This is a genomic window from Acidobacteriota bacterium (genome assembly GCA_016703965.1).
Classification (GTDB): Bacteria; Acidobacteriota; Blastocatellia; order Pyrinomonadales; family Pyrinomonadaceae; genus OLB17.
The window spans coordinates 66,444-92,306 of record JADJBB010000002.1; the positions used below are offsets into that span (position 1 = coordinate 66,444).

General features: G+C 51.4%; 27 protein-coding genes. 8 read left to right on the forward strand and 19 right to left on the reverse strand.

The window, feature by feature from the left end:
* The first annotated feature begins 80 nt into the window (after positions 1-80).
* The gene (locus IPG22_00410; protein MBK6586771.1) at positions 81-866 is read left to right on the forward strand and encodes a hypothetical protein; all 786 of its coding nucleotides are present in this window, start codon (positions 81-83) and stop codon (positions 864-866) included.
* A gap of 74 nt (positions 867-940) precedes the next feature.
* Here the strand turns inward: IPG22_00410 and IPG22_00415 are convergent, their stop codons facing one another.
* The 6 genes from IPG22_00415 to IPG22_00440 all read right to left on the reverse strand — a co-directional run bounded on the left by IPG22_00415 (position 941) and on the right by IPG22_00440 (position 8,245).
* On the reverse strand, positions 941-1,462 hold the full coding sequence (locus IPG22_00415; protein MBK6586772.1) for a prepilin-type N-terminal cleavage/methylation domain-containing protein: 522 nt from the start codon (positions 1,460-1,462) through the stop codon (positions 941-943).
* A gap of 209 nt (positions 1,463-1,671) precedes the next feature.
* The gene (locus tag IPG22_00420; protein MBK6586773.1) at positions 1,672-2,793 is read right to left on the reverse strand and encodes a CapA family protein; all 1,122 of its coding nucleotides are present in this window, start codon (positions 2,791-2,793) and stop codon (positions 1,672-1,674) included.
* Between the two features lie 140 nt (positions 2,794-2,933).
* The gene (locus IPG22_00425) at positions 2,934-6,602 is read right to left on the reverse strand and encodes a multifunctional oxoglutarate decarboxylase/oxoglutarate dehydrogenase thiamine pyrophosphate-binding subunit/dihydrolipoyllysine-residue succinyltransferase subunit (GenBank protein MBK6586774.1); all 3,669 of its coding nucleotides are present in this window, start codon (positions 6,600-6,602) and stop codon (positions 2,934-2,936) included.
* A gap of 115 nt (positions 6,603-6,717) precedes the next feature.
* Complete coding sequence (locus tag IPG22_00430; protein MBK6586775.1) at positions 6,718-7,245, reverse strand: hypothetical protein; 528 nt, start codon at positions 7,243-7,245, stop codon at positions 6,718-6,720.
* A gap of 24 nt (positions 7,246-7,269) precedes the next feature.
* Entirely contained in the window at positions 7,270-7,758 is a 489-nt protein-coding gene (nusB, locus tag IPG22_00435; protein MBK6586776.1) for a transcription antitermination factor NusB, read from the reverse strand.
* Positions 7,748-8,245, reverse strand: coding sequence for a 6,7-dimethyl-8-ribityllumazine synthase (locus IPG22_00440; GenBank protein MBK6586777.1), 498 nt, complete (start codon positions 8,243-8,245; stop codon positions 7,748-7,750). The genes nusB and IPG22_00440 overlap by 11 nt, the downstream gene beginning before the upstream one ends.
* 146 nt (positions 8,246-8,391) lie before the next feature.
* Between IPG22_00440 and IPG22_00445 the strand changes: the two genes are divergently transcribed.
* The gene (locus tag IPG22_00445) at positions 8,392-9,243 is read left to right on the forward strand and encodes an RDD family protein (GenBank protein MBK6586778.1); all 852 of its coding nucleotides are present in this window, start codon (positions 8,392-8,394) and stop codon (positions 9,241-9,243) included.
* 2 nt (positions 9,244-9,245) lie between these two features.
* On the opposite strand, the gene IPG22_00450 is transcribed toward IPG22_00445, so the two are convergent.
* On the reverse strand, positions 9,246-10,556 hold the full coding sequence (locus IPG22_00450) for a PDZ domain-containing protein (protein ID MBK6586779.1): 1,311 nt from the start codon (positions 10,554-10,556) through the stop codon (positions 9,246-9,248).
* Positions 10,557-10,650: 94 nt separating this feature from the next.
* Between IPG22_00450 and IPG22_00455 the strand changes: the two genes are divergently transcribed.
* Positions 10,651-11,613 carry an SDR family NAD(P)-dependent oxidoreductase gene (locus IPG22_00455; protein MBK6586780.1) on the forward strand — a complete coding sequence of 321 codons (963 nt, stop codon included), beginning with the start codon at positions 10,651-10,653 and terminating at the stop codon, positions 11,611-11,613.
* 392 nt (positions 11,614-12,005) lie between these two features.
* Positions 12,006-14,246 carry a catalase/peroxidase HPI gene (gene katG, locus IPG22_00460; protein ID MBK6586781.1) on the forward strand — a complete coding sequence of 747 codons (2,241 nt, stop codon included), beginning with the start codon at positions 12,006-12,008 and terminating at the stop codon, positions 14,244-14,246.
* Positions 14,247-14,344: 98 nt separating this feature from the next.
* Here katG and IPG22_00465 read toward each other — a convergent pair whose 3' ends face one another.
* The 12 genes from IPG22_00465 to mqnE form a co-directional block, all read right to left on the reverse strand.
* Entirely contained in the window at positions 14,345-14,734 is a 390-nt protein-coding gene (locus IPG22_00465; GenBank protein MBK6586782.1) for a DUF1801 domain-containing protein, read from the reverse strand.
* A 3-nt stretch (positions 14,735-14,737) separates the two neighbouring features.
* Entirely contained in the window at positions 14,738-15,295 is a 558-nt protein-coding gene (locus IPG22_00470; protein ID MBK6586783.1) for a DUF4256 domain-containing protein, read from the reverse strand.
* 323 nt (positions 15,296-15,618) lie between these two features.
* Positions 15,619-16,107, reverse strand: coding sequence for a DinB family protein (locus IPG22_00475; protein ID MBK6586784.1), 489 nt, complete (start codon positions 16,105-16,107; stop codon positions 15,619-15,621).
* Positions 16,097-16,414, reverse strand: a complete 318-nt coding sequence (locus tag IPG22_00480) for a DUF5615 family PIN-like protein (GenBank protein ID MBK6586785.1) — start codon at positions 16,412-16,414, stop codon at positions 16,097-16,099. Before IPG22_00480 ends, IPG22_00475 begins: the two co-directional genes overlap by 11 nt.
* Complete coding sequence (locus IPG22_00485; GenBank protein MBK6586786.1) at positions 16,414-16,635, reverse strand: DUF433 domain-containing protein; 222 nt, start codon at positions 16,633-16,635, stop codon at positions 16,414-16,416. The genes IPG22_00480 and IPG22_00485 overlap by 1 nt, the downstream gene beginning before the upstream one ends.
* Positions 16,636-16,656: 21 nt before the next feature.
* Positions 16,657-16,992: a hypothetical protein gene (locus tag IPG22_00490; protein ID MBK6586787.1), complete on the reverse strand. Its 336-nt coding sequence runs from the start codon at positions 16,990-16,992 to the stop codon at positions 16,657-16,659.
* A 13-nt stretch (positions 16,993-17,005) separates the two neighbouring features.
* A complete protein-coding gene (locus tag IPG22_00495) occupies positions 17,006-17,491 on the reverse strand; it encodes a VOC family protein (protein MBK6586788.1) in 486 nt (161 codons plus the stop codon).
* Positions 17,492-17,514: 23 nt separating this feature from the next.
* Positions 17,515-18,288 carry a hypothetical protein gene (locus IPG22_00500; protein MBK6586789.1) on the reverse strand — a complete coding sequence of 258 codons (774 nt, stop codon included), beginning with the start codon at positions 18,286-18,288 and terminating at the stop codon, positions 17,515-17,517.
* Between the two features lie 6 nt (positions 18,289-18,294).
* Entirely contained in the window at positions 18,295-19,050 is a 756-nt protein-coding gene (locus IPG22_00505; GenBank protein MBK6586790.1) for a hypothetical protein, read from the reverse strand.
* 162 nt (positions 19,051-19,212) lie between these two features.
* The gene (locus tag IPG22_00510) at positions 19,213-19,842 is read right to left on the reverse strand and encodes a restriction endonuclease (protein ID MBK6586791.1); all 630 of its coding nucleotides are present in this window, start codon (positions 19,840-19,842) and stop codon (positions 19,213-19,215) included.
* A gap of 8 nt (positions 19,843-19,850) precedes the next feature.
* Complete coding sequence (locus IPG22_00515; protein MBK6586792.1) at positions 19,851-20,447, reverse strand: transcriptional regulator; 597 nt, start codon at positions 20,445-20,447, stop codon at positions 19,851-19,853.
* 26 nt (positions 20,448-20,473) lie between these two features.
* The gene (gene mqnE, locus IPG22_00520) at positions 20,474-21,574 is read right to left on the reverse strand and encodes an aminofutalosine synthase MqnE (protein MBK6586793.1); all 1,101 of its coding nucleotides are present in this window, start codon (positions 21,572-21,574) and stop codon (positions 20,474-20,476) included.
* Positions 21,575-21,623: 49 nt separating this feature from the next.
* Here mqnE and IPG22_00525 point away from each other — a divergent pair, with 49 nt between their 5' ends.
* The 4 genes from IPG22_00525 to IPG22_00540 are packed head-to-tail and all read left to right on the forward strand — an operon-like array spanning position 21,624 to position 25,854.
* The gene (locus tag IPG22_00525; protein MBK6586794.1) at positions 21,624-22,493 is read left to right on the forward strand and encodes a DUF72 domain-containing protein; all 870 of its coding nucleotides are present in this window, start codon (positions 21,624-21,626) and stop codon (positions 22,491-22,493) included.
* A 2-nt stretch (positions 22,494-22,495) separates the two neighbouring features.
* Positions 22,496-22,951 (forward strand): GNAT family N-acetyltransferase, encoded by a 456-nt coding sequence (locus IPG22_00530; GenBank protein ID MBK6586795.1) that lies wholly within the window; start codon positions 22,496-22,498, stop codon positions 22,949-22,951.
* A gap of 9 nt (positions 22,952-22,960) precedes the next feature.
* Complete coding sequence (locus IPG22_00535; GenBank protein MBK6586796.1) at positions 22,961-24,268, forward strand: amidohydrolase family protein; 1,308 nt, start codon at positions 22,961-22,963, stop codon at positions 24,266-24,268.
* Between the two features lie 20 nt (positions 24,269-24,288).
* Complete coding sequence (locus tag IPG22_00540; protein MBK6586797.1) at positions 24,289-25,854, forward strand: hypothetical protein; 1,566 nt, start codon at positions 24,289-24,291, stop codon at positions 25,852-25,854.
* Positions 25,855-25,863 lie beyond the last annotated feature (9 nt).

Here is a 25,863-nt window from a genome sequence, read left to right on the forward strand (position 1 = left end):
GCATTCTTTAAGGCAGCATCAAAGACAATTGCTACGAGTAAAACTAGCTATTTTTCAAGACTTCGGTAGGATTGTCAGGAATGAAAATACCCACAAAACTATCCCTTTGCCTGCTGTTTATAGGGCTCTTAGCTATAACGGGAGCGGCACAAAAGAAAGCCAACGCAAGGGCTGTTCCAACGCCCCAGCCTACTCAGGAACCGACCGTTCCTGCGGCTGGCAAGCGTAATGAACGACCCGATACTGCTCCTTCGAAGTCCTCCAAAGAGAGCGAAACTTCCTCTCCAGCGACACACTTCTACGAATTCACACGCCCAGGCTTTTCCTACGGAGAGATCGTAATTGAGCACGATGATGTCGGGAAAGGAAAGATCTCCTTTCTAAAGGACGGATACGATGAGATGCTCACGGACCCGATCCAACTCTCGGCTGTCACCCTCAAAAAGATAACCGAAGTTCTTTCCGAGCTTAATTATCTCGATTCGACCGAGGATTATCAGTACATGCGTGACTATTCGCATCTTGGCAACCTTACATTTACGTTGAAGCAGGGTGGACGTGCGCGAACCGTCAAATATAACTGGACCGAGAATAAAGGAGCGAAAGCCCTGATGGACGAATATCGGCGGATCTCTAATGAATACACGTGGCGTTTTGAGATCCTGCTCGCGCGGCAGAACATGCCGCTTCAGACACCCAGCTTGATGGATGCCATTGATTCCTATTATCGCCGCGGCGAGATCTCAGATCCGGTTCACCTTGTGCCGTTCTTAACGGAACTTTCGAATGATGAACGGCTCCCTCTAATGGCTCGCAACCGCGGGACCAAGCTTATAAAAGAGATCGAAAAGAGCAAGAAGCCGTGACGGCTGAGAAAAGAAATGAGTTGCTCCGCGGAAATGTTCTTCCGCGTCGCAGCTTATTTTGTTCGCGCGCGTTGCTAGTTCGACAAAGGAGATCCGTCGGTCGGTACTCGAACACCAGGACCTAAGCCAGCGACCGGCGGACTGCCGCCTAGTTTATAATAGATCGCACCCATTTCGTTGCAATAAAAGGAAAGTGATCCTGTTTGTGTCGCCCCGGACGCTACGATTGGAGCCGCCATGACGTTCCAATTCGGCAGAGTTCCGCCTAATGAACCTGGGTCCTGATCGATCGAGAAACTGTATCCCGACTTAACGCACGGATCAGCCGCGCAGCCAAGAGATCTGTCAACGATACCGCTGCTGCTGAGCTGTGCCAGATTGTCGGCATAGAAGCCATTACCCTCGGTCGCACGGTAAGTCGCCTGAGCACCAAAAATTACCCGTACTGAGCTTACGGCGCTGGCCTCGTTGGCTGACCGCCGTGACGCCATAAGATTTGGAATAGCGATCGCCGCAATGATACCAATGATCACCACAACGATCAATAGTTCGATCAGTGAGAATCCTTGATCGAAGGATCCAGTGTGTTTACGCATAAAAATTTTCCTCAGAGAATGAGGAACCCCCGCCGACGTGGAAGTTCAATTTTTATGCCAGTTGATATACGAATAAAATCAACAACTTACGGAAGGAAAGAATCCGGGGAGTTAGGTAAAATGACAAAAAATGTTACAAAATAGTGACATTGCACGGGATATTCTTGCCATCGCTAGTATTCATTTGGGAAGAATTTAAGGTGTTTAAGTTACCTCGTTATCGTGCCGTCATCTGCTATCTTTGGAGCGTTCTGGCCGAAATCGGCGGTCGAGAGGCTTCGAACCAGACGCGTCGACGCACCGGTTGGTTCGAGAGCTGGAATGCCGCGGCCTTCGAGCTTGACGCTGTTGATCTTGCCGCTTATGAACCTTCCTTCGGCGTCGAGGGTTGTTTCGAGGATCATGCTCATCGCGGTTTCGCCAGCGAGTTGGAACCATCCATAGGTCGCGAAATTACCGAGCGAATATGCTATCAGGCGATCTTTGTAGATCTCTAGACCTCGCATGACGTGCGGGCCGTGGCCGAGAACCAGATCGGCTCCGGCGTCTATTACTGTGTGGGTGAATGCGGGTAGATTGCCACGGTTCTCGCCAAGAAAGATCTCGCTGCTGTTTGGTACGTGCTGCTTATCCGTACCCTCGGCTCCACCGTGAAAAGAGACAATGACCATATCCGCATTCTTGCTTGCCTCGACAACAAGAGATCGGGCTCCCGCGAGATCGTTAATGCTGGGCATGCCGTTGTTATGGCCGAAAGCAACGAAGCCTACACGCTTTCCTTTAACATCAAGATAGGCGATAGTCGCTGGCGGCTGCAGACTGCCCGCGTACTTTATGCCCTGTTCATCGAGAACTTTTTGGGTACTGATACGCCCAACTTCGCCAAAATCACCGGCATGGTTATTGGCAACGCTCATTACATCAAAGCCTGCGGCTTTAAGATATTTCCCATAACGCGTCGGGACGCGGAACGCGAAACACTTCGTTGAACCGGGTCTACATTTTGCAGATACGCCGGTGTCAGTGATCGGGCCTTCAAGATTACCAAATGCGATATCCGCTGCTGAAAGGATCGGTGTGACGTCCTTAAGCATATCGACGCCGTCATTCGGCGGCATTCGGCTGTCGTTAGGAAAGGGGGAACCGAGCATAATGTCACCTACGGCGGCAACGGTGATCGGTTCGGTGTTCTTTGGAGTAGCCTCGGCCTTCGGTTTTTCTCCGTTCACCGGTACTTCGCTTCCCACTATCTTTGGCTGGCATGCCATAACCGCCAAGGTAGAAAAAACGAGAGCAATGATCGTGATCGATGTGGACCGGAGGTGTTTCATACGGAGATTTTCGCACTAAATCGCTTTAATGCAAACTTCGGTGAGAAAAAATCCTAGCCCGAAAAACCAATAAAAGGCCACGAAACGTGGGAGCAACACTCTCTCCGTTTCGTGGCCTTTTAGTGTTATTTCGGGGTTCCCTATTCGGTTGCCGCGAACGTACTGTTCGTACCGATCGATAGCGATCCGTTGACCAGTTGAGCCTGCTCCAGGTTGTGAATAGCATACGAACCTGTCGCCGGCGATGCCGAGGCAGCCCGGCCGATGTAAGCGATCGTTTTGCCGGCTGGCAAGATATTTCGCAGACGCGGTTCAACGAACGTCCAGCCGCCCATATTTTGCGGTTCTTCCTGGGTCCAAACTACCTCAGTCGCATTTGGATACGATGCGAGAACCTCAGTTAGCTTGGAAGTAGGGAAGGGGTAGAACTGTTCCAACCGAACTACTGCTACATCAGTGCTGTCACTTGCCTCACGAGCAGCCTCGAGATCATAAAATACCTTTCCGCTGCACAGGACAATACGCTTTACATTTGACCTGTCCGTGATGCGAGCGTCGTCTATCACGGGCTGGAAGCCGCCATGCTCTAGTTCCGCCATCGTTGAGCTTGCGGCCGGAAGACGCAAAAGGCTCTTCGGTGTCATCACGATCAGCGGGCGAACGATATCCTGCTTGACCTGACGGCGAAGCAGATGGAAATACTGAGCCGGCGTCGTCGGATAGCAAACCTGCAAATTGTTCTCGGCGCAAAGCTGTAGATATCGCTCAAGACGTGCCGACGAATGCTCAGGTCCCTGGCCTTCGTAACCGTGCGGCAGCAGCATAACGAGACGGCATTTCTGCTGCCATTTATCCTCAGCCGCTGAAATGTACTGGTCGATCATGATCTGTGAGCCGTTTGAGAAATCGCCGAACTGAGCTTCCCACGCTACCAGGTGATCCTGCGAAATTACCGAATAGCCGTACTCAAAACCAAGCACACCGTATTCCGACAGTGAACTGTCGAAAATGTATGCCCGGGCAAACGGATTAGATTCATTCCTTAGTTCGTTGAGCGGAGCCCAGCGATCGCCGGTCATCGTGTCGTACATCGAGGCATGGCGCTGAGAGAAAGTTCCGCGACCGGAATCCTGTCCGCTGAAACGCACCGGGATACCTTCCAGAACCAGGGATCCGATCGCCATTGCTTCGCCAAAGCCCCAATCCATCGGAACTTCGCCGGCTCCCATCTTTGCACGCTTTGCCAACTGGCCGACCATTTTCGGATTGATGTTGAAATCCTCCGGCACAAGCGAGATCTTGTCAGAAACGCGTTTAAGTGTCTCTGCCGGAACGCCGGTCTCAAGTACGCCAGAACCGTCTTCATCAACCGGATGAGCCGCAAGAACAGCTCTCGCAGGTTTCTTTGCCGCGATCTCTTTCGCTCTCGCGAGAATACCTTCGTACTTTTCTACTACCCTGTCGGTCATCGCGGTCAAGTCGCTCTCGGTGATCACGCCTTCGCGGATCAATTGCTGAGCGTAAAGGTGACGCGTTCCGGGATGGGCTTTGACGCGGGCGTACATAACAGGCTGCGTATAGCTCGGTTCGTCGCCCTCGTTATGGCCGAGGCGGCGGAAACCGACCAGGTCGAGCACCACGTCTTTATCGAACTCGCGGCGGTAATCAAGGACGATCTGTACCACGCGGTATGCGGCTTCCGGGTCGTCGCCATTTATATGAAAAACTGGCGACTGCGTAGTATGAGCCGCGTCGGTCGAGTATATCGAACTACGGCTGAGGCCCGGCGAGGTTGTAAATCCGATCTGGTTGTTGATCACCATGTGGATCGTACCGCCCGTGCGGTAGCCTGGAAGCCCGGCGAGCTGAAGGGTTTCCATCACAACCCCTTGTCCGGCAAACGCGGCATCACCATGCAGAAGCAGCGGCAGAATGTGTTTGTAGGTTTCTTGACGCTCCATGCCTTCACCGTCGCGGAGGTAATCCTGACGTGCACGAACCATACCTTCGACGACGGGATTTACGGTTTCCAGATGGCTCGGATTGCATGAAAGCTGGATAATTAACTCGCGGCCGGCCTTCGTCACTTTCTTGCCGATTGCGCCCTGGTGATATTTCACATCGCCTTCATCGGCGGGGAAGTTGGGGTGCGATGTTCCCTCAAAAACTGTGAAGATGCGTTCGGCCATTTCACCGGTTTCCGGGTCGCCAATTATGTTGGATAGCACGTTCAGACGCCCGCGATGGGCCATTCCCATGTAGATCTCGTCCACACCGCGAGCGGAAGCTCCCTCAACAAGCTGGTCGAGCATCGGGATGACGGTTTCACAGCCTTCGAGCGAGAATCGTTTTTGCCCAAGATATTTTTTGTGAAGAAACTGTTCAAATTGCTCTGCCTCGATGAGTTTCTGAAGCAGTTCCTTCTTAGTCTCCACCGGCAGCGGTTGGGTGTCGACGAATTGTTCGCGAACCTTCTGCCGCATCCAGTTTTTCTGCTCGTTGCTCTGAATGTGACGGTATTCGATACCGACTTTTCCGCAGTAAGCTTTGCGCAATATCTCGATGATCCGTCTGAGCGTCGCAGTTTTCTCTCCATGCAGGCCGCCGGTGATGAATTCGCGGTCGAGGTCCCAGATCGTAAGGCCAAAGTTCTCGAGGTCGAGTTCCGAGGCGTGCTGCAGCGTCATTTTGAGCGGATCAATATCTGCAAGCAGGTGCCCGAGGGAACGATACGCGTTGATCATCTGCAGAACATTTGCCTGTTTCTCAACCTGTTCTCGATCGGCGCCAAAAAGGTTCGGGTTATAATCCTCAGCCCACCGCAGGGGCGGAAAGTTGATCTCGAAATCGGCAAAGATCGCGTCGTAAAAATTGTGACTTCCTTTCAGGAATTCGTGGATCTTCGCAAGGAACATTCCGCTTTCGGCTCCCTGGATCACGCGGTGATCATATGTACTCGTGATCGTCACGATACGGCTGATGCCGATCTGCGAAAGAGCAGCGTTGGTCATTGCCTGATACTCGGCCGGATATTCGATCGCACCGGTCGCAATTATCGCGCTTTGGCCGGCCATTAAACGGGGATTCGATGCGGCGGTTCCAATCGTTCCCGGATTCGTCAGCGATAAGGTAGTTCCCTGAAAATCAGAGATCTCAAGCTTACCCTCTCTCGCTTTCTTGACCTGTTGGTTATAAGCAGCGAAGAACTGGGCAAAATCCATCTGGTTCGCTCCCTTGATGTTGGGAACGAGCAAACTCCGCGAGCCGTCCTTTTTCTCTATATCGATCGCAATGCCGAGATTGACGTCCTCGTGTTCGAGCCGCGACGGAACCCCATTCGCTACTCCGTAGCCGTGATTCAGGTGCGGATAAGCCTTAACGGCCTGAACGATCGCCCAGGCAATGATGTGTGTGAACGAAACCTTACCGCGGCCCGAGGCGGCGAGGTGTTCGTTGATTATGCGTCGATTTTCCTCGAGAACCTTGACCGGAATGTTCCGAAAGCTTGTTGCTGTCGGAACGGTTAGGCTCTGCTCCATGTTCTCAACGATCTTTTTGCTCGGGCCAGTTATCGCTTTCGTCTCAGTATCAGCGGTTAACTGAACGGGTGCTGTTTGTTTTTCAGGCGTTACGGCAGCAGCCGACTGCTGAGCAGGGGCCGCAGAATGCCCGTTGGTTGACGGTGTTCCACCAGCGAGCAGCTCGCTGAAGTAGGTTTGCCATGATTCGTCAACGAGTTTCGGGTCGGTCTTATATCGTTCGAGCAAACCTTCGACGTAGGTAGCATTCGAACCGAATGCTTCACTTATAAATTCGGACAAATTAGTTTGTTTTTCGCTCACTTTGTTTCAATTAACCTCGACTAAACTTCATATTTTAACGCAGTCAAGCGAAAAAACGTAGTGTTTGGCGGAGAAGGAAGTGTTACCGAAGCGGATTCTTTAGCTTCAGATCGATCCTGACCGGCACTACACGCCTAAAGCTGAATCCCATTTTCTTGAATTTTCCGAAAACGAAAGCAGTTCCGGTGACTGAGAGTTTGCTTTTGCTGTTTACGAGTTCATTGTAGGCGGCACGTGGCAGGCTGGAAGCTTTTAGCGTGATGCGGGCGGGTCTTGGCAGAATCGCCGTTTCGCCATTTTTGAACGAGAAGGCGTGTTTGTAATCATCGACATCAACCTTTAAACCGTTGACAAATACGTCCCGGAAGGTAACAAAATCAATGCTGCCGCTTTCTTTAGTTGAGGTAACGGAGGCGCCGATCTCGATCGTAGCTCCCGAAAATCCGATGTCAGCGAGCGTCGGATCGGTGAGCCGTACAAAAGCGTCGGAATTGTTTGTTTGGAGAATGTCGGAATTTGAGATCGATATTTTAGCGTCGTAGGTCTTGTAACCAAGGATCTTGCCCGGCCATTCCTGCGCGATTGAACCCGACGTGCAAACGACGAACATGAAAAAAGAGCTGTTAGTGCGGCACTAGTTCGATGATGCCTGAGACTTTTTTGCTTTTGCATCGGACGGCGGGTCAGCCTGACGGTCCTGCTTGATCGCATCCAGAACACCATTGATAAATTGGGTCGCTTCGTATGAAGAGAATCGGCGGGCTATCTCCAGGGCTTCATTTATCGCGACTGCATTTGGCGTATCCTGGTAAATGAACTCATAGACGGCGAGCCGCAAAACATTACGATCAACGATCGCCATTCGCTCGATACGCCAGTGTTCGGCACGTGTTTTTATAACGTTGTCGATCGCCTCGAGGTTTTCCAGCGTGCCGCAAACGAGGCCGTTGGCGAACTCGCGGGTCTTATCGTCGATGGCGTTATCGCCAAGTTCGTTCCAGTAATTTCTTGTCAAACTCGGGCAATCTCGATCGACGAGATCCGATGCAAAAAGCATCTGCAAAGCACATTCGCGTGCCTTGTGACGTGTGCCCGAGCTCTTCTCTGCTTTATCAAGCGACATTCAAATAACTCTCTTTTCTAGCTTCAAAACGAGCCTCCGCTTTCCGGGTTATCTCGCTAAGTGTGCTGGCTGTTTCAATCGCCGAAATAGCTGCTTCAAAACCTTTATTATCGGAGCCCTCGCCGGTTCGCTCGATAACCTGCTCGACGTTGTCCGCAGTGATCACGCCGAACATAATCGCGACGCCTGTCTGCATAGATGCCTGCATCAATCCCGCTGCTGCCTGGCCCGCGACGTAATCAAAATGAGGTGTATCACCGCGGATTACGACGCCGAGAGCGATCACTGCGTTATATTCGCAGCTATCAGCAGCTTTTAGCGATGCGGTCGGCAATTCGAACGCTCCGGGAACGTGAAAAATATCGATGTCTTCGCGTTTGACTCCCGCTCCGAGCAATGCCTTCATCGCTCCTTCGGCAAGTTTCGACGTGAATTCGTCGTTCCAGCGGGCCACAACAATAGCAAAGCTACGTCCGGCGGCCGAAATGTCGCTGCGTTTGAGTTCAGTTTTCAATTCTCACCACCTGCCATCGGCATCACTCATCTACTCCAAGTATAGTGACATCCGCCTAGCATTTACAAGCAACCGCTCATTTTTGCAATGCATCGGCGAAGTCCGCGATAATAGGGGCGATGCCGAAGCACATCATAGAAACCGAAGAAACTCTGATTATAGAAACGCCGGAACGCGTGCAGTTGGAATTTGCTCTTGCTTCGATAGGGAATCGGTTTTTGGCCGTGGCGATCGATCATTTTATTCAGTACTTCACTATCATTCTGGTTGCATGGTTCGCACTCAGTTTGGCGGGGTTTAGCTCCTCCGACATTGTTGATGCTCCAGATCGTTTGGTGAGCGAGATGCCGAAGTGGACCATCGCCATATTGATCATCACTCTCTTTTTGATCTTCGCCGGGTATTTTATCGCGTTTGAATGGCTCTGGAACGGTCAAACGCCCGGCAAACGGCTGATGAAACTCAGGGTCATTCGCGACGACGGCCGCCCTTTGACGCTGTGGGAAGCGATCGCTCGCAATCTGCTTCGGATCGGCGATGCGGTTCCCGGATTTGTCCTTCCGGTCTACTCGGTCGGGTTGATCGTGATATTTCTGAGCGGCCGCGATCAGCGCCTTGGAGATATTTTTGCGGGAACGGTCGTTGTCCGCGAGCGAACAGATGAGGCTCCGACGTTTGCCGAGACCTTTTCAAATCGCGTGACGGACATCGCTTTCACGCGGGTTCATAAGAGCAGCGGCGTAAAGGCGAACGTCAGCCTGCTAACTGAGCGGGAAGTCGAAGTTGTCGAGAGTTTTTTACGTCGGCGATGGGACCTGACCGAGCGACAGCGACTATGGATGGCGTGGCGCATCGCTCTGCCGATCATGTACAAACTCAAGCCCGGCTACAACGAGGAAGATTTTAGCTATGAAGGATTTCTCGAGGAGATCCTTCATAGCTTTCACGCTAAGCAGCGGTTTTTGAACTAACCCTAGTTCTTTTTCCAATAGTAAACATTGAGCTTACCGGCTGTTTCGGCCGATAAGTTGCCGCCGAGCAATTCGACCGCCTTCGCAAGTGCGGGATCTCTTTGTTTCGCTAGGTCTTCACCGGTAGGCCTGATGACCTCATCCGGCTGTACACCGATATGTTCCAGGCTCTTACCGTCCGACATGAAAACGTCCGCATTTGTCACGCTTACGCCAAACAACACAATGCCGCTGACGCCTACTTGTTGGTCAAAGGAACGCGACTGCATTACGGCTCCCGCTGAAACGTCACCGACGACCTTTCCGCGTTTTTCAAGCTGTATCAATCTTGCAAACATCTCGGCAGCCGAGCCCGATGCACTGTCGACGAGTACAACGAGACGGCCGTTGTAAACATCCTTGCCGCGGGTTTTTGCAAATATCGGATCCATCGACTTTCTGCCTTTTAGATCAGCGATCTTGACGTCCTTGTCCAGAAAAAAGCCGGTCAGGCGTTCGAGGGTTTTTATATATCCGCCGCCGTTTCCGCGCATGTCAATTATCAGAGAACGGCTGTTCTTGACGCGATCCATCAATTGATCGACCTGTCCTTCCTCAAAGTCAAAGCCAGGCATTTTCCAGAGTGCAACCCCGTCAAAGGTATAAAAGCGATGTTTGTTATTTTCCGGCTCGTAAAAATCATCAAATAATCTGAAAAAGCTCTGTGCGGTAATGTTACGCGGGGTTCGCTTCATTTCGGACATTACATCTACATCGCGCGGAGCCTCGACTCCGGGGCTCAGGAGTTTAAGGACGAGGTGATCACGTTTGCTGATGCCATTGTAGAAATACTGGACCTTCCATAATTCGCTTTTCGTCGGCCGAAAACCGCCGACGCTCAGGATCTGATCGCCGACCTTTACGCCCTTTTTTTCAGCATCGCTGCCGGGTTTGACGGCGGTTATGAACACATCATTGCCGATCGCCTTCATCCTCCAGCCATACTCGACGGCAAGATCGGTCGATGGCGGAATAAAAAACAGGTGCGAATCGTTAAAATCCACCAAAACCTGAGCAATAACGGCAAGGGCCGCCGGCGTCGAATTGACCTGCCCAAGTCTTTCTTCAGCTTTTTTGAAGCGTGCGTCCAGATCGATCCCGCGGAATGTCTCATCGTAGTAGTTCTTTTTAACGGTGTCCTTTACTACATCCAGGATCGCACTCATACGACTCCGCTCAATGCGATCGTAACTCTGGGCGGTAATGCCGAGCGGGATCGAGAGAAGAAACAAGAGCGAAACAATTATTTTGTGGGTTACAGAAAGCTTAAACATCAAATTCTCCTAAAATAAACTTCTGCGATGCTGATAAGGCAAGGGCAGTTCGATATAATTTTAACTTATGCTGTTGGTGGAGTAAGTAACTTAGATGACACAGAAAAATATTCTTGTAACAGGCGGAGCGGGATTCATCGGTTCACATTTGGTCGATCGCCTTTTGAGCGAAGGCTCCTGGCACGTGACGGTGGTCGATGATTTCAATGATTTTTACCCACCGGCAATTAAGCGGGCGAACATTGCAGATCATCTCAAAAGTGAGAATTACCGGCTGATCGAAGCAGATATTCGCGATGACGAAAAGCTGGCGGAGATCTTCGGTGAGACGAAATTCGACGTTATCGCCCATTTAGCGGCTCGTGCTGGCGTAAGGCCCTCGCTTTCCGAGCCAAAACTGTACATGGAAACGAACATCAACGGGACGGTAAACCTGCTCGAACTCGCCCGCGAACACGGCATCAAGCAGTTCGTTTTCGGTTCGTCGTCGAGCGTTTACGGAATTAACGAAAAAGTCCCGTTCGCCGAAGATGATCGCATATTCCAACCGATCTCGCCCTACGCAGCCACCAAAGCAGCGGGAGAACTTATCTGCCACACCTACTCGCATCTCTACGACATCCGCACGGTCTGCCTTCGGTTTTTCACCGTGTACGGAGCACGTCAAAGGCCGGATCTCGCGATACACAAATTCTCGAAACTGATCTCGGAAGGTAAGACGATACAGGTATTCGGCGACGGCTCGTCACGGCGTGATTACACCTATATCGACGACATTATCGAGGGCGTCCGTGCCGCGATCGATTACGATAAGTCGATCCACGAGGTCTTCAACCTCGGCGAATCGCAAACCGTAACGCTCTCAGAACTTATCGAGCTTATCGAACAGAGTCTCGACTTGCACGCCATCATCGACCGCCAACCCTGGCAGCCGGGCGATGTTCCGGCAACCTATGCAGATATAACGAAATCCCGACAGTTACTCGATTACAACCCGAAAACAAAGATCCAGGATGGTATTCCGAAGTTCGTAGAATGGTTCCTAAATAGCCGTTAGATTCTAAACCAATTCTCTCATAATCTAGATCTTACGATCTGACGTATTTTTGATTCATTTCTTGACCGGAAATACTCGCTGTCGCGCGCGAGAAACTTCACGCGTTCAAAGGTTTGATCGCAGATACCATAGAAAAAACAGGAGTGTTCCGCCTTTAGAGGGGGCACGATAGTTGCTTCTTTTTTGTTAAGAGGTCTGAAGGAGGTTGGTTCGTTTGTTGGGAAGGGAGTTACCGTTCCGCCCCCATTCTGCCGTGCATTTTGAAGAAAGAAAGCCACTAGAGCTTTGACAGCATCAAGGATTAGAATTATTCTAAATCTAATAATCGTTCCAATTGATTAACGCAGTCAGCTTTTTACGACCTAGAACATCTAAAAAAGGAGCTAAGAAAAATGGGAAATACAGAACACACCGAAGTTCAGAATAGTGGCGAGGCACTGGAGATAAACGATTCGAGCCGATGCCCATTTACGGGAGGAGCGATCAATTTTACGACTAGTACCAAGCGTTCAAACCGCGATTGGTGGCCGAATGCTTTGGATCTCAAGATCCTGCGGCAAAACTCGTCGCTGGCTGATCCGATGGGCGAGGATTTTAATTACGCCGAGGAATTTAAGTCGCTCGACCTAAATGCGGTGATCGCTGACCTTCACGCCTTGATGACGGATTCACAGGAATGGTGGCCGGCGGATTATGGGCATTACGGGCCGTTCTTTATTCGCATGGCATGGCATGCTGCAGGAACCTATCGAATCGGTGATGGACGCGGCGGAGCTGGAAGCGGTGAACAGCGTTTCGCCCCGACCAATAGCTGGCCCGACAACGGCAACCTTGATAAAGCCCGTCGCCTGCTCTGGCCGATCAAGCAGAAGTACGGCCGCAAGCTTTCGTGGGCCGACCTTTTTGTGCTAACCGGAAATGTCGCACTCGAATCGATGGGATTCAAGACATTCGGTTTCGGTGGTGGACGTGCCGACGTATGGCAGCCGCAGGAAGATGTTTATTGGGGCGGCGAGGGCGAATGGCTCGCGACCAGCGACAAACCGAATAGCCGCTACAGCGGCGAACGCGAACTCGAAAATCCACTTGCTGCTGTACAGATGGGCCTGATCTACGTAAATCCCGAAGGTCCGGACGGCAATCCTGACCCGCTGCTCTCGGCACGCGATATTCGCGAGACGTTTGCCCGAATGGCGATGAATGACGAAGAGACAGTAGCTCTGACCGCGGGCGGACACACGTTTGGAAAGGCCCACGGTGCAGGCGACGCGGCTCATGTCGGCGTCGAGCCGGAAGGCGGAGCGATCGAGGCTCAGGGCTTTGGCTGGCTGAGCAGTTATGCATCTGGAAAAGGTGCGGACACGATCACGAGCGGTATTGAAGGTGCGTGGACGGCGACGCCGATCACGTGGGACAACAGCTATTTTGAAACTCTTTTCGGCAACGAATGGGAACTGACCAAGAGCCCGTCTGGTGCACATCAATGGCGTCCGGTCGGCGTCGAGCCGAATGTTCCCGACGCCGCCGACCCGAACAAAAAGCACCTGCCGATGATGACGACCGCCGATATGGCGATGCGTATGGACCCGGCGTACGAGGCTATCTCGCGGCGGTTTATGGAAAACCCGGCGGAGTTTGCCGACGCATTCGCTCGCGCTTGGTTCAAACTTACGCACCGCGATATGGGCCCGAAAGCCCGTTATCTCGGGCCGCTGGTTCCACAGGAAGATCTGATCTGGCAAGATCCAGTTCCCGCCGGAACGCGGATCGACGCCGGTGACGAAGCTGCTCTAAAAGCGAAGATAATTGGCTCAGGACTCACAGTCTCGCAGCTTGTTTCGACCGCTTGGGCATCGGCTTCGACGTTTCGGGGTTCGGACAATCGAGGCGGTGCTAACGGAGCCCGCATTCGTTTGTCGCCGCAGAAGTTTTGGGAAGTGAATAACCCTGTAGAACTCGATAAGGTGCTCGGCGTGCTTGGCGGAATTCAGAGCGAATTCAACGCGGGCGGCAGATCCGTTTCGATGGCGGATCTGATCGTTCTCGGCGGATGTGCTGCGATCGAGAAAGCGGCGAAGGACGCGGGCCACGATATTTCGGTGCCATTCACATCAGGACGCGGCGACGCTTCGCAGGAGCAAACTGACGTTGATTCGTTCAAGCATCTCGAACCGCAGGCTGACGGATTCCGCAATTACAAGAAGGGCCATCACAAAACACCGGCCGAAGAAATGCTGATCGACAAAGCCCAGCTCCTAACGCTCACCGCGCCGGAAATGACCGTTCTCATTGGCGGCATGCGTGTGCTGGGCACAAACTACGACGGCTCGAGGTACGGCATTTTCACCTCGCGTCCGGGCCAGTTGACGAACGATTTCTTCGTCAACCTGCTCGACATGAGCACAAAATGGGAACCCGCGAACGGCGACGGACAGGTCTTCAGTGGTGTGGACCGCAAGACCGGCGAACTCAAGTACACGGGCACGCGCGTAGATCTCGTCTTCGGTTCGAACTCCGAACTGCGGGCACTGGCTGAGGTCTATGCGTGTTCGGATTCGCAGGAGAAATTTGTGAAAGACTTTGTTTCAGCGTGGAATAAAGTGATGAACCTCGACCGTTTTGATATGGCGTGACGTATTCTTTCCGTGTCGCTCCGTGTGTTCAGTGGTTAGTTATCTAAGAAATTAACCACGGAACGCACGGAGTAACACCGAACAAGACGAGGAAAGAGTTATCTGATCCGACTTTTCATGTCGTGGTACGCAGCAGCAATGAGATCGGTCAAAGCGGCAGTATCGATCTCAGCGTCCGGCTCAATTTTCGCGTGACGCATGAATTTTCCGGTTCCGATCAGTAAGCCGGTGGGATCGTCGAGCTCGGCACCGAGGAAAAATCCGACATTAATATGCGAGGTGAATGCGTTGACGTAGCAAAACGCGATGTCGCCGATGCAAGCTGTTGGATGGCCGTCGTGGAGCAGTTCGCGAACGTCATCGCCGCACGCACGCATCACATCAAACCAGCGTAGGGCGATCGCTCCCAGTTCGCCACGATCGTCAAACCATTTCGCGACGGCAGGATCTCGTTTTACGGCGCCGGGTAAAGGGAAGATTCGGCTCATAATTTACACCCGTAACGAACCACGGAAACCGCGGGCTGCGTAATAAGACTCAGCTCCGTTGTGATAAATAAAGACGCGACCAAAGCGGCAATCGCCGAAGATCGCTCCGCCCAGATTCCGCACTTCGGCAGGAGTTTCAAGCCAGCTTGATGTTTTCAGGTCGAAACCTCCGAGCTTTTGCAACTCCTGAAATTCGTCTTCCGTCAATATCTTGATTCCCATTGCGGCCGCCATCTCCAAAGCACTGCTCGCGGGTTTATGCTCCTTTCGCGATTCCCAAGCCGCACGATCGTAACACAGGCTCCGACGCCCTTTAGGGCTTTCGGGCGAACAGTCATAAAAAAAATACTCGCCGGTCGTCTTGTCAAATCCGACAACGTCTGGTTCACCGCCGGTTCGTTCCATTTCGCTGAGTGACCAGAGTTTCGCCGGGTTAGCTTCGAGTTTTGCACGAACTTTGGCCCATTCAACGCCCTCGTGGCGTTTCATGTTTTTTTCGAAGCGTTTTCTTAGTTCCTCGAGCAGTTCTTCGAGGTCCGCGGGTAATAGTTCGCTACTCATAAGATCCTCCTTTTTGCTCTCGATATTAGACTATTTTGTCCACTCGATGTCCACCGGCTGTCCGCAGCTTGTCCGCGGCTTGTCCGCGGGTTGTCGTGGACAGCTAAACCACTGATAAAAAGCTACTTACCGCAAGTTTCTCGGCAATTTCGACGATTTTTACAAAAAAGTTTATCTCGTATGATCTGATCGCTACCTCTGTAATGTCAAAGATCCAAAAACGTTGCAAGGGTGACACAAAAATGCATAGAAGTCAAGGATTTTGTTTCCTCCGGTGTTGGTGGTTTTGATATATCGGTTGAGAGGTTACTGTGAACGACGTATCAATCCCAATCATCCTTGAGCAGCAGTTCTTCGATCCGGTAGGAGTGGAGCATCTCGTGATTGAACAGATGCCGGAACATAATGAACACCGAATAGTGATCGAACGCCTCGTGGATGGCGGTTTTGTGCCACTCTTCCGGAGATAGTTTCTTGAGCCTTTCCACGAGTGACGCACGTTCACGAACGTAGCGGTCGAGGCTTTCGTCCAGATCGACCTCCAGCATCGCCCCAGCTTCGTCCTCGGCAGAATTTTCGATCGTCTTAATGACAGGCTCCGGCGTCGACAAGATCAGATCGAGCCGTGCCCGAAACGCAACGTCCGACTGCGACAGATGGATCGCATGCTCATACGCCGACCATTTCGCCGGGGCGGGACGACGCTTCAGTATCTGCGGCGGAACTTCGCGGATCATTGGGATGATCACGCCGGGAGCGGTGGCGAGAGCGGAGATCAATGAGGACGAATCGCTCATGACTTTATCTAACATATTCGATCGTTCCGGCCTTAACCAAGGGTAGTACTCGATTGAGGTCGGACACCAACGGCAGGAGGTCGACAATGTCGTTTGTGGGGGCTATTAAGACCACGAAAGCGATACCAAAGCGGCTGATGACTTGTTGATGCTCGATGTTTTGGTCGTTTGTGATGAGGACATCAAATTCCTGCTCCGCAAGCCGCAATAGCTCACCGTTTTGCGTTCCGGCCCAGCCCGCTTCAGGGACGGTCTGAACAAGATCCGCGACGATGTGAGCTTTTAGCTTCTTTGGCAAACACTCGTCGAGCAGGACCCTCATTAACCGATCACCTCAAAAGAATGACTGAGTTCGTGGAGCAGCTCGACCGCTTGTTCACGTTTCACGGTTGGAAAATCGTCGAGAAACTCGTCGAGCGAATGCCCGCCAGCCAAGTAGTCAAGCAAACTTTGAACAGTTACGCGGGTTCCCGCGAAAACAGCCGCACCGCTCATCACATCAGGTGACTGCGAAATTACACTCGTTTCGATCGCTGTATTCATACGGTGATTATAACCCAATAGTCAACACTGTCGTGCACCTTCGATGGCTGCTTTCTCGAGATCAGAGATGCCTCGCCATTGGACGGTATCAAGGAGTAAAAGTCTAACTCCTACGCCTTGACGAATTATCTCGACCATATGAAGAAACCACTGCAAAGATGTCCATTCTTTCAACTGCGTTGACTTGAAACCATTCAATGACGGATCCCAGTAAACACCGGCTGCTTCGCGGTAGACATACTGGTAGTCTGCATCACCCTTGTTTGCAATTCCAAGGAAAAGCTCACCGGTATCCAGCATTTCAATTCGGTCTATGTACTGAGTTTCGCCCCAATTCATTCTTTCAGCAACTAACACGAGCGTCTCACTTCTAACCCCGCCTAGCGGCTTCGATCACCGCAACATCGATCTTTTTCATCTTCATCATTGCTTCGAAGACGCGTTTGGCTACGGCTGGATCGGGGTCGGTGGTGCCTTTGGTTAGGGCGATGGGGGTTATTTGCCAGGAGAGGCCCCATTTGTCTTTGCACCAGCCGCACTCGCTTTCCTGGCCGCCGTTGCCGACGATGGCGTTCCAGTAGCGGTCGGTCTCTTCCTGGTCCTCGGTCGCGATCTGGAACGAGAACGCCTCCGTCTGTTTGAAATACGAACCGCCGTTCAACCCCAGGCAGGGAATGCCGAACACCGTGAATTCCACCGTCAAAACCTGCCCTTCCTTCCCGCCCGGAAAATCGCTCGGAGCCTTATGCACTGCCGTCACGCTCGAATCCGGAAACGTCGCCGCATAGAAATTCGCCGCCTCTTCAGCGTCCTTATCGTACCAAAGACAAATTGTATTTTTTGCTTGTGTCATAATGTCACTTTTTCGGGCGCTTCTGATTAAGTTTTAGAGTTGGAAGGTGATGCAGGAGCCAATTCAAAGGACTTTTGATTCATGAAATCCGCTGTTGCTTGGTAGAAACTTTTTGCTCTCGCTGATAGTTTGTCGTAATCTCCAAATAGGACACTGAAGTTGCCATATACGTCTTCTGCTCTTACTGTTCTTTTGCTCTCTAAATTTTCAATAAACACCGGCCAATTCAAACAAGTTAGAGTTTGTTTTCCACGAGACTTAGTATGCACCGGCCATTTCACAAGAACGGAATTATTGCCGCTAATTTCCTTTATTCCTTTGTATTCCGGATCAAAATATCGAGATCCAACTTCATCATCAACTACGACTCCAAGCCATCCGGTATCTTCGCCAAGGTCATGTGCGCGAACCAAAGCCGGTCCCCCAAAGATATTCCCCTCCTGGCCAGTAATTAGAAATTTGCCGTGGGCTATTGCTCCCCGCAATGGAATTACTCTTGACAATGCCATGAGAAATAGAGTGGTTGTAACGGATACTATTGCCCACCAGTCGGCGTCGCTGTCTCCTTGAGTCACGATGACAACACTGTCAGAAAAAGTCCAAGTTATAGGATGCGAAAGGGGTTTCTTGTGTTTTACTTTGACAACAGCCATTTTACTCGTTTGAGATACAATTTCGTCGAAAGCGACCAAAACTCCTATCGCACATTCGGGGTCTTTCAAACTTAGGGCACTCATTCCCAGAAGATCAAGATAAGCGACAAATCGGAAGGCCTCTTTGGTTGATTTCGCTGATAGCATAAATAATTATGGGGCATCACTTTCCACTGGCGCTTCAGGAATAATATCCTTCTCTTTGCCTTTGTCCGATTCCTTGTATTTGCATAGGTCGGCCGTGACCTTAGTAATTCTCAACGCTAGAGCAAAGCAAAAGATCCAAGGCCAAGTCCAGCGAAAAGATTTTTCGGATTCGGATGAATTTGCCTCACTTTCTAACTTAGAAATTTCTTCCTTCTCGTTTTTCAACTCTTCCAATTTCCGCACGATCTCGGTTGCCTCTTTATCTAGCCTTGGATTTGCTTGACTGAGATCAAATTTGTATTCTTTCCATCGAGCATTATCAACATAACGTGAACCTTCACCAGGGTATTCTCTGTTGCTAATCAGTTCATTGTGGTTCTGTGAAGCGAATGATTCCCATTTTGGACTATCTAAACCGTACTCCAATTCGTCGGCGACCTTATTGAACCACTCGATACATGTATGTCCGCCATCCTTATCCAGATCACCTTGAAGAAATTGCCAAATATGTCCCGCATGCATTCTGACAGTGTTAAGTTCACCTTTGGCGTGAGAATGCCGCTGTTCTAATACATCGTGAGTTTTAAGCCTTTGCACATCCATAATTGCAAACATAAGTCCAACTGTAGCCGTTGATAACCATACATAGTCAACGAAATGCCAGAAGACGCCACTCTTTCTTATCGATACCGATAGAAGAAAAGAGTGGAATAATAAAAGCAATATGACAAAGAGAATACAAATAGCTATTAGGTTTTCCATGAACTTTTCGATTCCGCGTGCTGGGGTCGTGTTTTCGGCAAATAGTCTGCCATTTGTTTATCGAATAATGAGCGACTTTAATCGCTTTGTAAGCCATTTGCACCGCTTCGTGAGGCACTTTCAGGCCTACGATTGATTAACCACACAACGCAGGACATTGCATTAAAGGTCCCATACGTTGGCTTGTTCAATTATTTGGTCTCCGTACGCGAACAACTCTTCCAAAGTAGTGAAAGAATGGCCCTTCGTTGGATAAACGACAGGATACTTTCCTTGCAAGGCATCGTCCAGCAAAAGCTCAAAAACTGATAGTTCTCCAAAAAGTCCGACTCTGAACGGATTGTATTTGTAAGCGTCAGATTTTCTGCGCAGTTCGAGCAATCTAGATTTCGCTTTTTGGACTTCCCATACTTTTCGTCCAATAAGAGTATCGATCGAGAATTTCTCGGCAGAAGCAGATAAGTCTTCGAGACTTGTCAAAGTAATATTAGAACTACGAGCTGCGAGAATAGCTCCCGACTGAAAGCCCACCTCCGAAAGCAGGAACCCACGGTCAGCACCTATATCTTGAACGATAGACGTTAGGGCCATTACCTTCTCCTTCGGAATATTATTCTTCCATGCCTTACATTCAACTATCCAGATAAATTCAACACCGCTAAAGTTTCCGGACACATAAACATCGACGGCATGGACAGTTCGTACACCTTCCAGTTTTCGTTCGATTTCAGTTTTTAATCCTAGGGAGGAGAAAAATTCCGCCGCCTTTTTCTGATAATCAGACCAGTTCATAAACAGAGTTAGCGCTTGTCAGCCACAGTCTTCTTCTTTACGAATCCGAGAACGGGTACGCCCTCGGGAGGTAATTCATCATTAACTGACCGCCATTGCGAAGTTCCTTCTGGAACCCAAGATTTTGTTTGACGACGTTCTGGAGATACCCAATCCGCTCGATAGTAAAGTCTCGTAACGAGCGTGATAGTTGCGTTAATGAATCTGGCTCGCGCGTCAGCGAAATCAGGTTCAGCCCCCGGTGGAAGGCCTGACTTAAATGCTGAGCACAGCCCTTTCACGCGATCGTTTTGAAAACTCATACCATGCTTCGCATGAGCGAATTCGTTTCGAACCTTTCGCAATAGGGAAATTTCACGAAATTCAAACTCGTCAATCAAGCCTAATGCAAAACAGGCATCAGATCTTGCTGAGAAAGTTCCAAGAGGGGCGTTAGGACTCTTTAATAAACGTTCTTTCACCTCGTCCTCGCAAGTGAAGGACAAAAGTGTTTCGAGAAGTTTTTCGTCAATTAGGGCCGCTGAGATTAGGGCAAGTCCGCGGTCTGACTCCGTCTGCAACTCTTGCAGAAAAGCTTCGAAGTCGATATTGTCTTCTGCATGCATAGCCGAAAATTCCTCGCAATTTTCACCTAAGCGGCAACCTTATCCACGCGGTTGTAGACGGTATCTCGCTCGACAGCTTCAAAACCGGCACGCTCGATCATTTCGATGATCTCTTGTTTGGTCATTTTTACTTCGCCTTCGGCGGCGTAGGCGTGGGTTAGTTCGCCGCCGTCGGTGATGGTGCCGTCGAGGTCGTTGGCGCCGAAGTGGAGGGCGGTCTGGGCGGTGGCTTTGCCGAGCATGACCCAGTAGGCCTTGATGTGGTCGAAGTTGTCGAGCATCAGGCGTGAAACGGCGATGGTCTTGAGATTGTCGATCGCGTCGGGGCCGGGCAAGCTGTCAAGCGCGGTGCCGCTGGGATAGAACGCGAGGGGGATGAAGCACTGGAAGCCGCCGGTCTTGTCCTGCTGTTCGCGGAGGCGTACGAAATGATCTACGCGGTCTTCCATCGTTTCGATATGGCCGTAGAGCATCGTGGCGTTGGTTTTGAGCCCGGCTTTGTGGACCTTGCCGGCGAGTTCGAGCCAGCGGTCACCGTCGCATTTGTGGTCGCAGATCCTGCTTCGCGTCGGTTCGGCAAAGATCTCAGCACCGCCGCCCGGACACGAATCCATGCCGGCTGCCTTAAGCTTTTCGATCACATCCTCGTCCGACATTTTGTAAAAGCGGGCAAAGAAATCAAGCTCGACCATGGTCAAGGCTTTGAGATGGAGTTTGGGGAATTCGCGTTTGAGCGACGAGAAAAGGTTGGTGTAGTACTCGAACGGAAGTTTGCTGTTCAGCCCTCCGACAATATGCAGCTCGGTCGCACCTTCCTCGACAGCCCGGCGAGCGATATCGAGGCCTTCCTGGACGGAATAAGTGTAGGCATCATCCTGCCTCGCCCGGCGATAAAAGCCGCAGAATTTGCAGTCCGCGACGCAGATATTGGTGTGGTTAAAGTGGCGATTGACGTTGTAATACGTCGTCTTGCCATGTTTCTTGCGGCGAACGTGATCGGCCAGTTTGCCCAATGCATTGAGGTCGTCCGTCGCAAACAGCGATAGTCCGTCTTCGAACGTCAACCGCTCGCCATCCTCGACCTTTTCCGCGATGTCTCTTAAGTTTTGATCAAATGAAAACAACATATGTGTATGCTATGATTCTAACAAAAAGCGGTAGGTAACACACTTAATTATGAAGTTCGGACAGGTCGAAAACCCGGAAGAGATCGATTTTACGATTCCGCCGGATCATGCGGATACGGCAGCGGTTTTGGGCGGGAAGGCGGCGGATTCGCTGGAGATCCATGTTGGCTGTGCGAAGTGGAATAAGACCGATCTGAAAGGGTTTTATCCGAAGGGTGTGAAGGACGAGTTGGCTTATTATTCGACGCAGTTCAACTGTATCGAGCTGAACGCGACGTTCTACCGGCTATTTAAGTCTGACGTTTATGTGAATTGGTACGATGCCGTGCCGGAGGGCTTTAAATTCTTCCCGAAGCTGACGCAGTCCATCTCGCATTTTCGGCGGCTGAAGGATATAGACGAACTGGTTGATATTTCGGTGACCAACATGTCGCATCTTAAGGAAAAGCTCGGAATGCCGTTCCTGCAGATGCATAACAATTTCGGGCCGAAGGATTTTGAGCGGGTCGAGGCGTTTGTTGAGCTTTGGCAGTACGATGTTCCGTTGGCGATGGAGTTTCGCAAGACGGAATGGTACAACGACCCCGAGGTCGCTCCGCGGCTTTATGAACTGCTCGAGAAAAACAAGATGACCAACGTCCTCGTCGATACCGCCGGACGCCGCGACCTGATGCACATGCGGCTGACGACGCCGAACGCTTTCATTCGCTGGGTCGGCGCAAATCATCCGGAATCGGATCGTGCCCGCCTCGACGAATGGGTCGAGCGAATCGCGGATTGGAAAGCTCAGGGTCTGCAGCAGCTTAATTTCTTCGTCCATCAGAACATCGAAAAAGAATCGCCGCTGCTCTCGGCCTATTTCATCGAGAAACTCAACAAAAAGCTCGGCACCGATCTGCAGATCCCGAAGACATTGTAGGTATGACCAACGTTATCAAACGCACGAACGAAGAAGATGCTGATTTTCTTTCGCTCGTTAAGCTGCTCGATGTCGAATTGGCTGACCGGGATGGCGAGGAGCATTCGTTTTACGCACAGTTCAATAAACCGGTTGGACTCACCGGCGTTGTGGTCGCATATCGCGAAGGAGAGGAAGTCGGCTGCGGAGCATTTAAGAAATACGACGCAAATTCGGTTGAGATCAAACGAATGTACGTCCGGCCCGATCGCCGCGGGCTTCGGATCGCTGCCGAGGTACTGGCGGAACTGGAAAAGTGGGCGAATGAGGTTGGATTCTCGGAATACGTGCTGGAGACCGGATTCAAACAGCCCGAGGCGATCGCTCTTTACGAACGTTCCGGCTACGACGTGATACCAAATTACGGACAATACGTCGGCGTCGAAAACAGCGTCTGCATGCACAAAAAACTCGCTTAGAATATTAAAATGACAAAACCATCACGCCTTTTCGCATTCCTGTCGCTATTCCTGCTTTCGACAACGTTAATTGCACAGTCTCCGAAAATTACTGCTATCAAAGCCGGCCGGCTGATCGATACCGTAAACGGCCGCGTTCTCGAGAATCAAACGATCCTTATCGAAGGCGACCTGATCAAAGCGGTCGGTTCAAATGTGGCCATTCCCGCTGGAGCTGAGGTCATCGATCTTTCGACATCGACCGTGCTGCCGGGATTGACGGATTCTCACGTTCACATCTCGGGACAGGCGGGAACCGCGAACTATTACGATGTCTTGTTTCGGCGGACCTATATCGATACAGCGGTAACGGCTCACATTTACACGAAGCGAACGCTGGACGCCGGTTTCACGACCGTCCGCGATCTCGGGTCTACCGCATTTCTCGCCGTTTCACTTAAGAATGCGATCAATCGCGGCGAGATCGAAGGGCCGCGGATCATTCCGGCGACGTATTACATCGGTTCCACCGGCAGTCATGGCGATCTGAACGGGTTTTCGGCCTGGCTCGCCGATCGTACGCCGCCCGAAATGTCGGGTATTGCCGACGGTGTTGACGAGGTGCGAAAAAAAGTAAGGTACCTGATCAAAAACGGTGCTGAGGTGATCAAGTTCGGAGCGACCGCAGGTGTGCTTTCAGAAGAGGTTAGCGTGGGTGCTCCGCAGTACTCTCAGGAAGAAATGAATGCAATAGTCGCCGAAGCAAAACTGCACGGGATAAAGGTCACTGCCCACGCTCACGGGACCGAGGGGATCAAAATGGCGATCCGGGCCGGAGTCGATTCGATCGAACATGGAAGTTTGATCGATGACGATGGCATCAGGATGATGAAGGAAAAGGGAACTTATCTGTCGGCAGATATCTACAACGACGATTTTATTTTGGCTGAGTTTGCGAAGTTTGGGACGCCGCAGAAGATCATCGATAAAGAAAAGCTTGTCGGCAGGCTTCAGCGCGAGAATTTTAAGAAGGCGGTTCAAGCCGGTGTGAAGATAGCGTTTGGGACCGACGCGGGCGTTTATCCGCACGGCTGGAATGCAAAGCAGTTTGCGAAGATGGTCGAGTGGGGAATGACGCCGATGGCCGCAATTCAGGCGTCAACCGTAGGTAACGCTGACCTTTTCGGCTGGACCGATAAGATCGGTTCGATCACCGCCGGCAAATATGCAGATATCATCGCCGTCAGCGGAGATCCGATACAAAACATCGGGATACTAGAAAATGTGAGTTTCGTGATGAAGGGCGGAACGATCTATAAGAATAACGTCAAGAAATAGCTCAGTTTGCACAAAAAAATATGGACCGAAGAGAATTCGTCGGCATTCTTGGAGCTTTGCCATTGCTTGGAGCGGCGCGTGCTTTTTCTCCCGCGAACTTCAGCAAAGTAGTTTATCCGGGTAAGGACGGTCGGCTCGTCTATGTTCCGGACGGCGAGGGGAACACGATCCCGGATTTCTCTAATTGCGGCTATATGGGCGGAGGCGTAAAGCTCCCCACCGTGCCGATCCGGGCAACGGTAGAACCTACCTCGGAAAATGCAGGCAAAGCGATCCAGGATGCGATCGATAAGGTCTCGGCGTTGGCGTTGGGTAAAGATGGATTTCGCGGCGCCGTTCTAATTCGGAGAGGCACTTACAAGGTCGACCGAACGCTTATGATCCGAACGAGTGGAGTTGTACTGCGGGGCGAGGGCGATAGTGAAAAAGGTACAGTTCTGGTCGCTACGCAGCGAAAGCAACACACGCTTATCGAGATCAAGGGCAAAGGTTCCGGGAAAGCGACAGGTAGGAGGACTCTGATAAAAGATGCTTACGTGCCTGTCGGTTCACGGTCCTTCAAGATCGAGTCTGCGGCGGGATTTTCCGTCGGTGATGAGATCATTGTTAGGCGTATTGGCAACAAAGAGTGGATCCGCGAGATCGGGATGGACCGGATAACGCCAAGGTCCACGGGGGGAACGGTTCAGTGGGAGCCATTCGATCTAGATTTTGAACGGGTGATCAAAGCGATCAAGGGCGACACGATAACGATCGATGCTCCTATTGCCTGTGCGATCGACGGTCGTTGGGGCGGCGGCGAGGTCCGGAGCGTTGACAACAGCGGCCGTATCAGCCAGGTCGGTATCGAAGATCTGCGTGGCGACTCTGAGTTCGATCCAAAGATCAAGGCCGACCTTGAGGGCGGCAAAGGCAAATATTTCTCTGATGAACAGCATTCATGGGAATTTATAACCATAAACTTTGCCGAGAATGTTTGGGTCCGCGACGTGACAGCGATCCACTTCGGCTACACCGGTGTTCATGTCAGTCAGGATGCCAGGTGGGTAACGGTGCAGGACAGCAAATGCCTCGACATGATCTCCGAGATCACCGGCAGCCGCCGTTATTGCTTTCACCTTGAGGGGCAGTTGAGCCTTGTGCAGCGATGCTTTGCGGACACTGGGCGGCATGCCTTTGTTGTCGGATCCAGAGTTTGCGGCCCTAATGTGTTCCTTTCCTGCAAGGCGACAAATTCGTACAATACGAGCGAACCTCACCACAGATGGTCGGTCGGCGGACTTTATGATAATGTCTCGGCCCCGATGGCGATACAGGATCGCCAGTGGATGGGAACGGGACATGGATGGGCCGGTGCAAATTATGTCGCTTGGAATTGTGAAGGTCCGCTAGTTTGTCAAAAACCGCCGACGGCTCAGAATTGGGCGATCGGGCACGTAGGCGAAAAACAGCCAGGGGCGTTTGCGCCGCGTCAGGATGGGTATTGGGAGTCTCTGGGCCGACATGTAGAACCCGCAAGCCTCTACTTACAACAGCTGAAAGACCGGCTGGGAGCGGCGGCAGTTAAGGCGATCGCGAAGGCCTAGTATTTGTAA

Excerpts from the sequence above, each read along its gene's own strand:
- katG (MBK6586781.1), top strand. The coding sequence starts at position 12,006 with ATGGGAAATACAGAACACACCGAAGTTCAGAATAGTGGCGAGGCACTG.
- IPG22_00445 (MBK6586778.1), top strand. The coding sequence starts at position 8,392 with ATGCCGAAGCACATCATAGAAACCGAAGAAACTCTGATTATAGAAACG.
- IPG22_00415 (MBK6586772.1), bottom strand. The coding sequence starts at position 1,462 with ATGCGTAAACACACTGGATCCTTCGATCAAGGATTCTCACTGATCGAA.
- IPG22_00480 (MBK6586785.1), bottom strand. The coding sequence starts at position 16,414 with ATGAGGGTCCTGCTCGACGAGTGTTTGCCAAAGAAGCTAAAAGCTCAC.
- IPG22_00420 (MBK6586773.1), bottom strand. The coding sequence starts at position 2,793 with ATGAAACACCTCCGGTCCACATCGATCACGATCATTGCTCTCGTTTTT.
- IPG22_00450 (MBK6586779.1), bottom strand. The coding sequence starts at position 10,556 with ATGTTTAAGCTTTCTGTAACCCACAAAATAATTGTTTCGCTCTTGTTT.
- IPG22_00530 (MBK6586795.1), top strand. The coding sequence starts at position 22,496 with ATGACCAACGTTATCAAACGCACGAACGAAGAAGATGCTGATTTTCTT.
- IPG22_00525 (MBK6586794.1), top strand. The coding sequence starts at position 21,624 with ATGAAGTTCGGACAGGTCGAAAACCCGGAAGAGATCGATTTTACGATT.
- nusB (MBK6586776.1), bottom strand. The coding sequence starts at position 7,758 with ATGTCGCTTGATAAAGCAGAGAAGAGCTCGGGCACACGTCACAAGGCA.
- IPG22_00505 (MBK6586790.1), bottom strand. The coding sequence starts at position 19,050 with ATGGAAAACCTAATAGCTATTTGTATTCTCTTTGTCATATTGCTTTTA.
- IPG22_00475 (MBK6586784.1), bottom strand. The coding sequence starts at position 16,107 with ATGTTAGATAAAGTCATGAGCGATTCGTCCTCATTGATCTCCGCTCTC.
- IPG22_00510 (MBK6586791.1), bottom strand. The coding sequence starts at position 19,842 with ATGAACTGGTCTGATTATCAGAAAAAGGCGGCGGAATTTTTCTCCTCC.
- mqnE (MBK6586793.1), bottom strand. The coding sequence starts at position 21,574 with ATGTTGTTTTCATTTGATCAAAACTTAAGAGACATCGCGGAAAAGGTC.
- IPG22_00410 (MBK6586771.1), top strand. The coding sequence starts at position 81 with ATGAAAATACCCACAAAACTATCCCTTTGCCTGCTGTTTATAGGGCTC.
- IPG22_00455 (MBK6586780.1), top strand. The coding sequence starts at position 10,651 with ATGACACAGAAAAATATTCTTGTAACAGGCGGAGCGGGATTCATCGGT.
- IPG22_00485 (MBK6586786.1), bottom strand. The coding sequence starts at position 16,635 with ATGAATACAGCGATCGAAACGAGTGTAATTTCGCAGTCACCTGATGTG.
- IPG22_00430 (MBK6586775.1), bottom strand. The coding sequence starts at position 7,245 with ATGTTCGTCGTTTGCACGTCGGGTTCAATCGCGCAGGAATGGCCGGGC.
- IPG22_00535 (MBK6586796.1), top strand. The coding sequence starts at position 22,961 with ATGACAAAACCATCACGCCTTTTCGCATTCCTGTCGCTATTCCTGCTT.
- IPG22_00470 (MBK6586783.1), bottom strand. The coding sequence starts at position 15,295 with ATGAGTAGCGAACTATTACCCGCGGACCTCGAAGAACTGCTCGAGGAA.
- IPG22_00540 (MBK6586797.1), top strand. The coding sequence starts at position 24,289 with ATGGACCGAAGAGAATTCGTCGGCATTCTTGGAGCTTTGCCATTGCTT.
- IPG22_00515 (MBK6586792.1), bottom strand. The coding sequence starts at position 20,447 with ATGCATGCAGAAGACAATATCGACTTCGAAGCTTTTCTGCAAGAGTTG.
- IPG22_00465 (MBK6586782.1), bottom strand. The coding sequence starts at position 14,734 with ATGAGCCGAATCTTCCCTTTACCCGGCGCCGTAAAACGAGATCCTGCC.
- IPG22_00500 (MBK6586789.1), bottom strand. The coding sequence starts at position 18,288 with ATGCTATCAGCGAAATCAACCAAAGAGGCCTTCCGATTTGTCGCTTAT.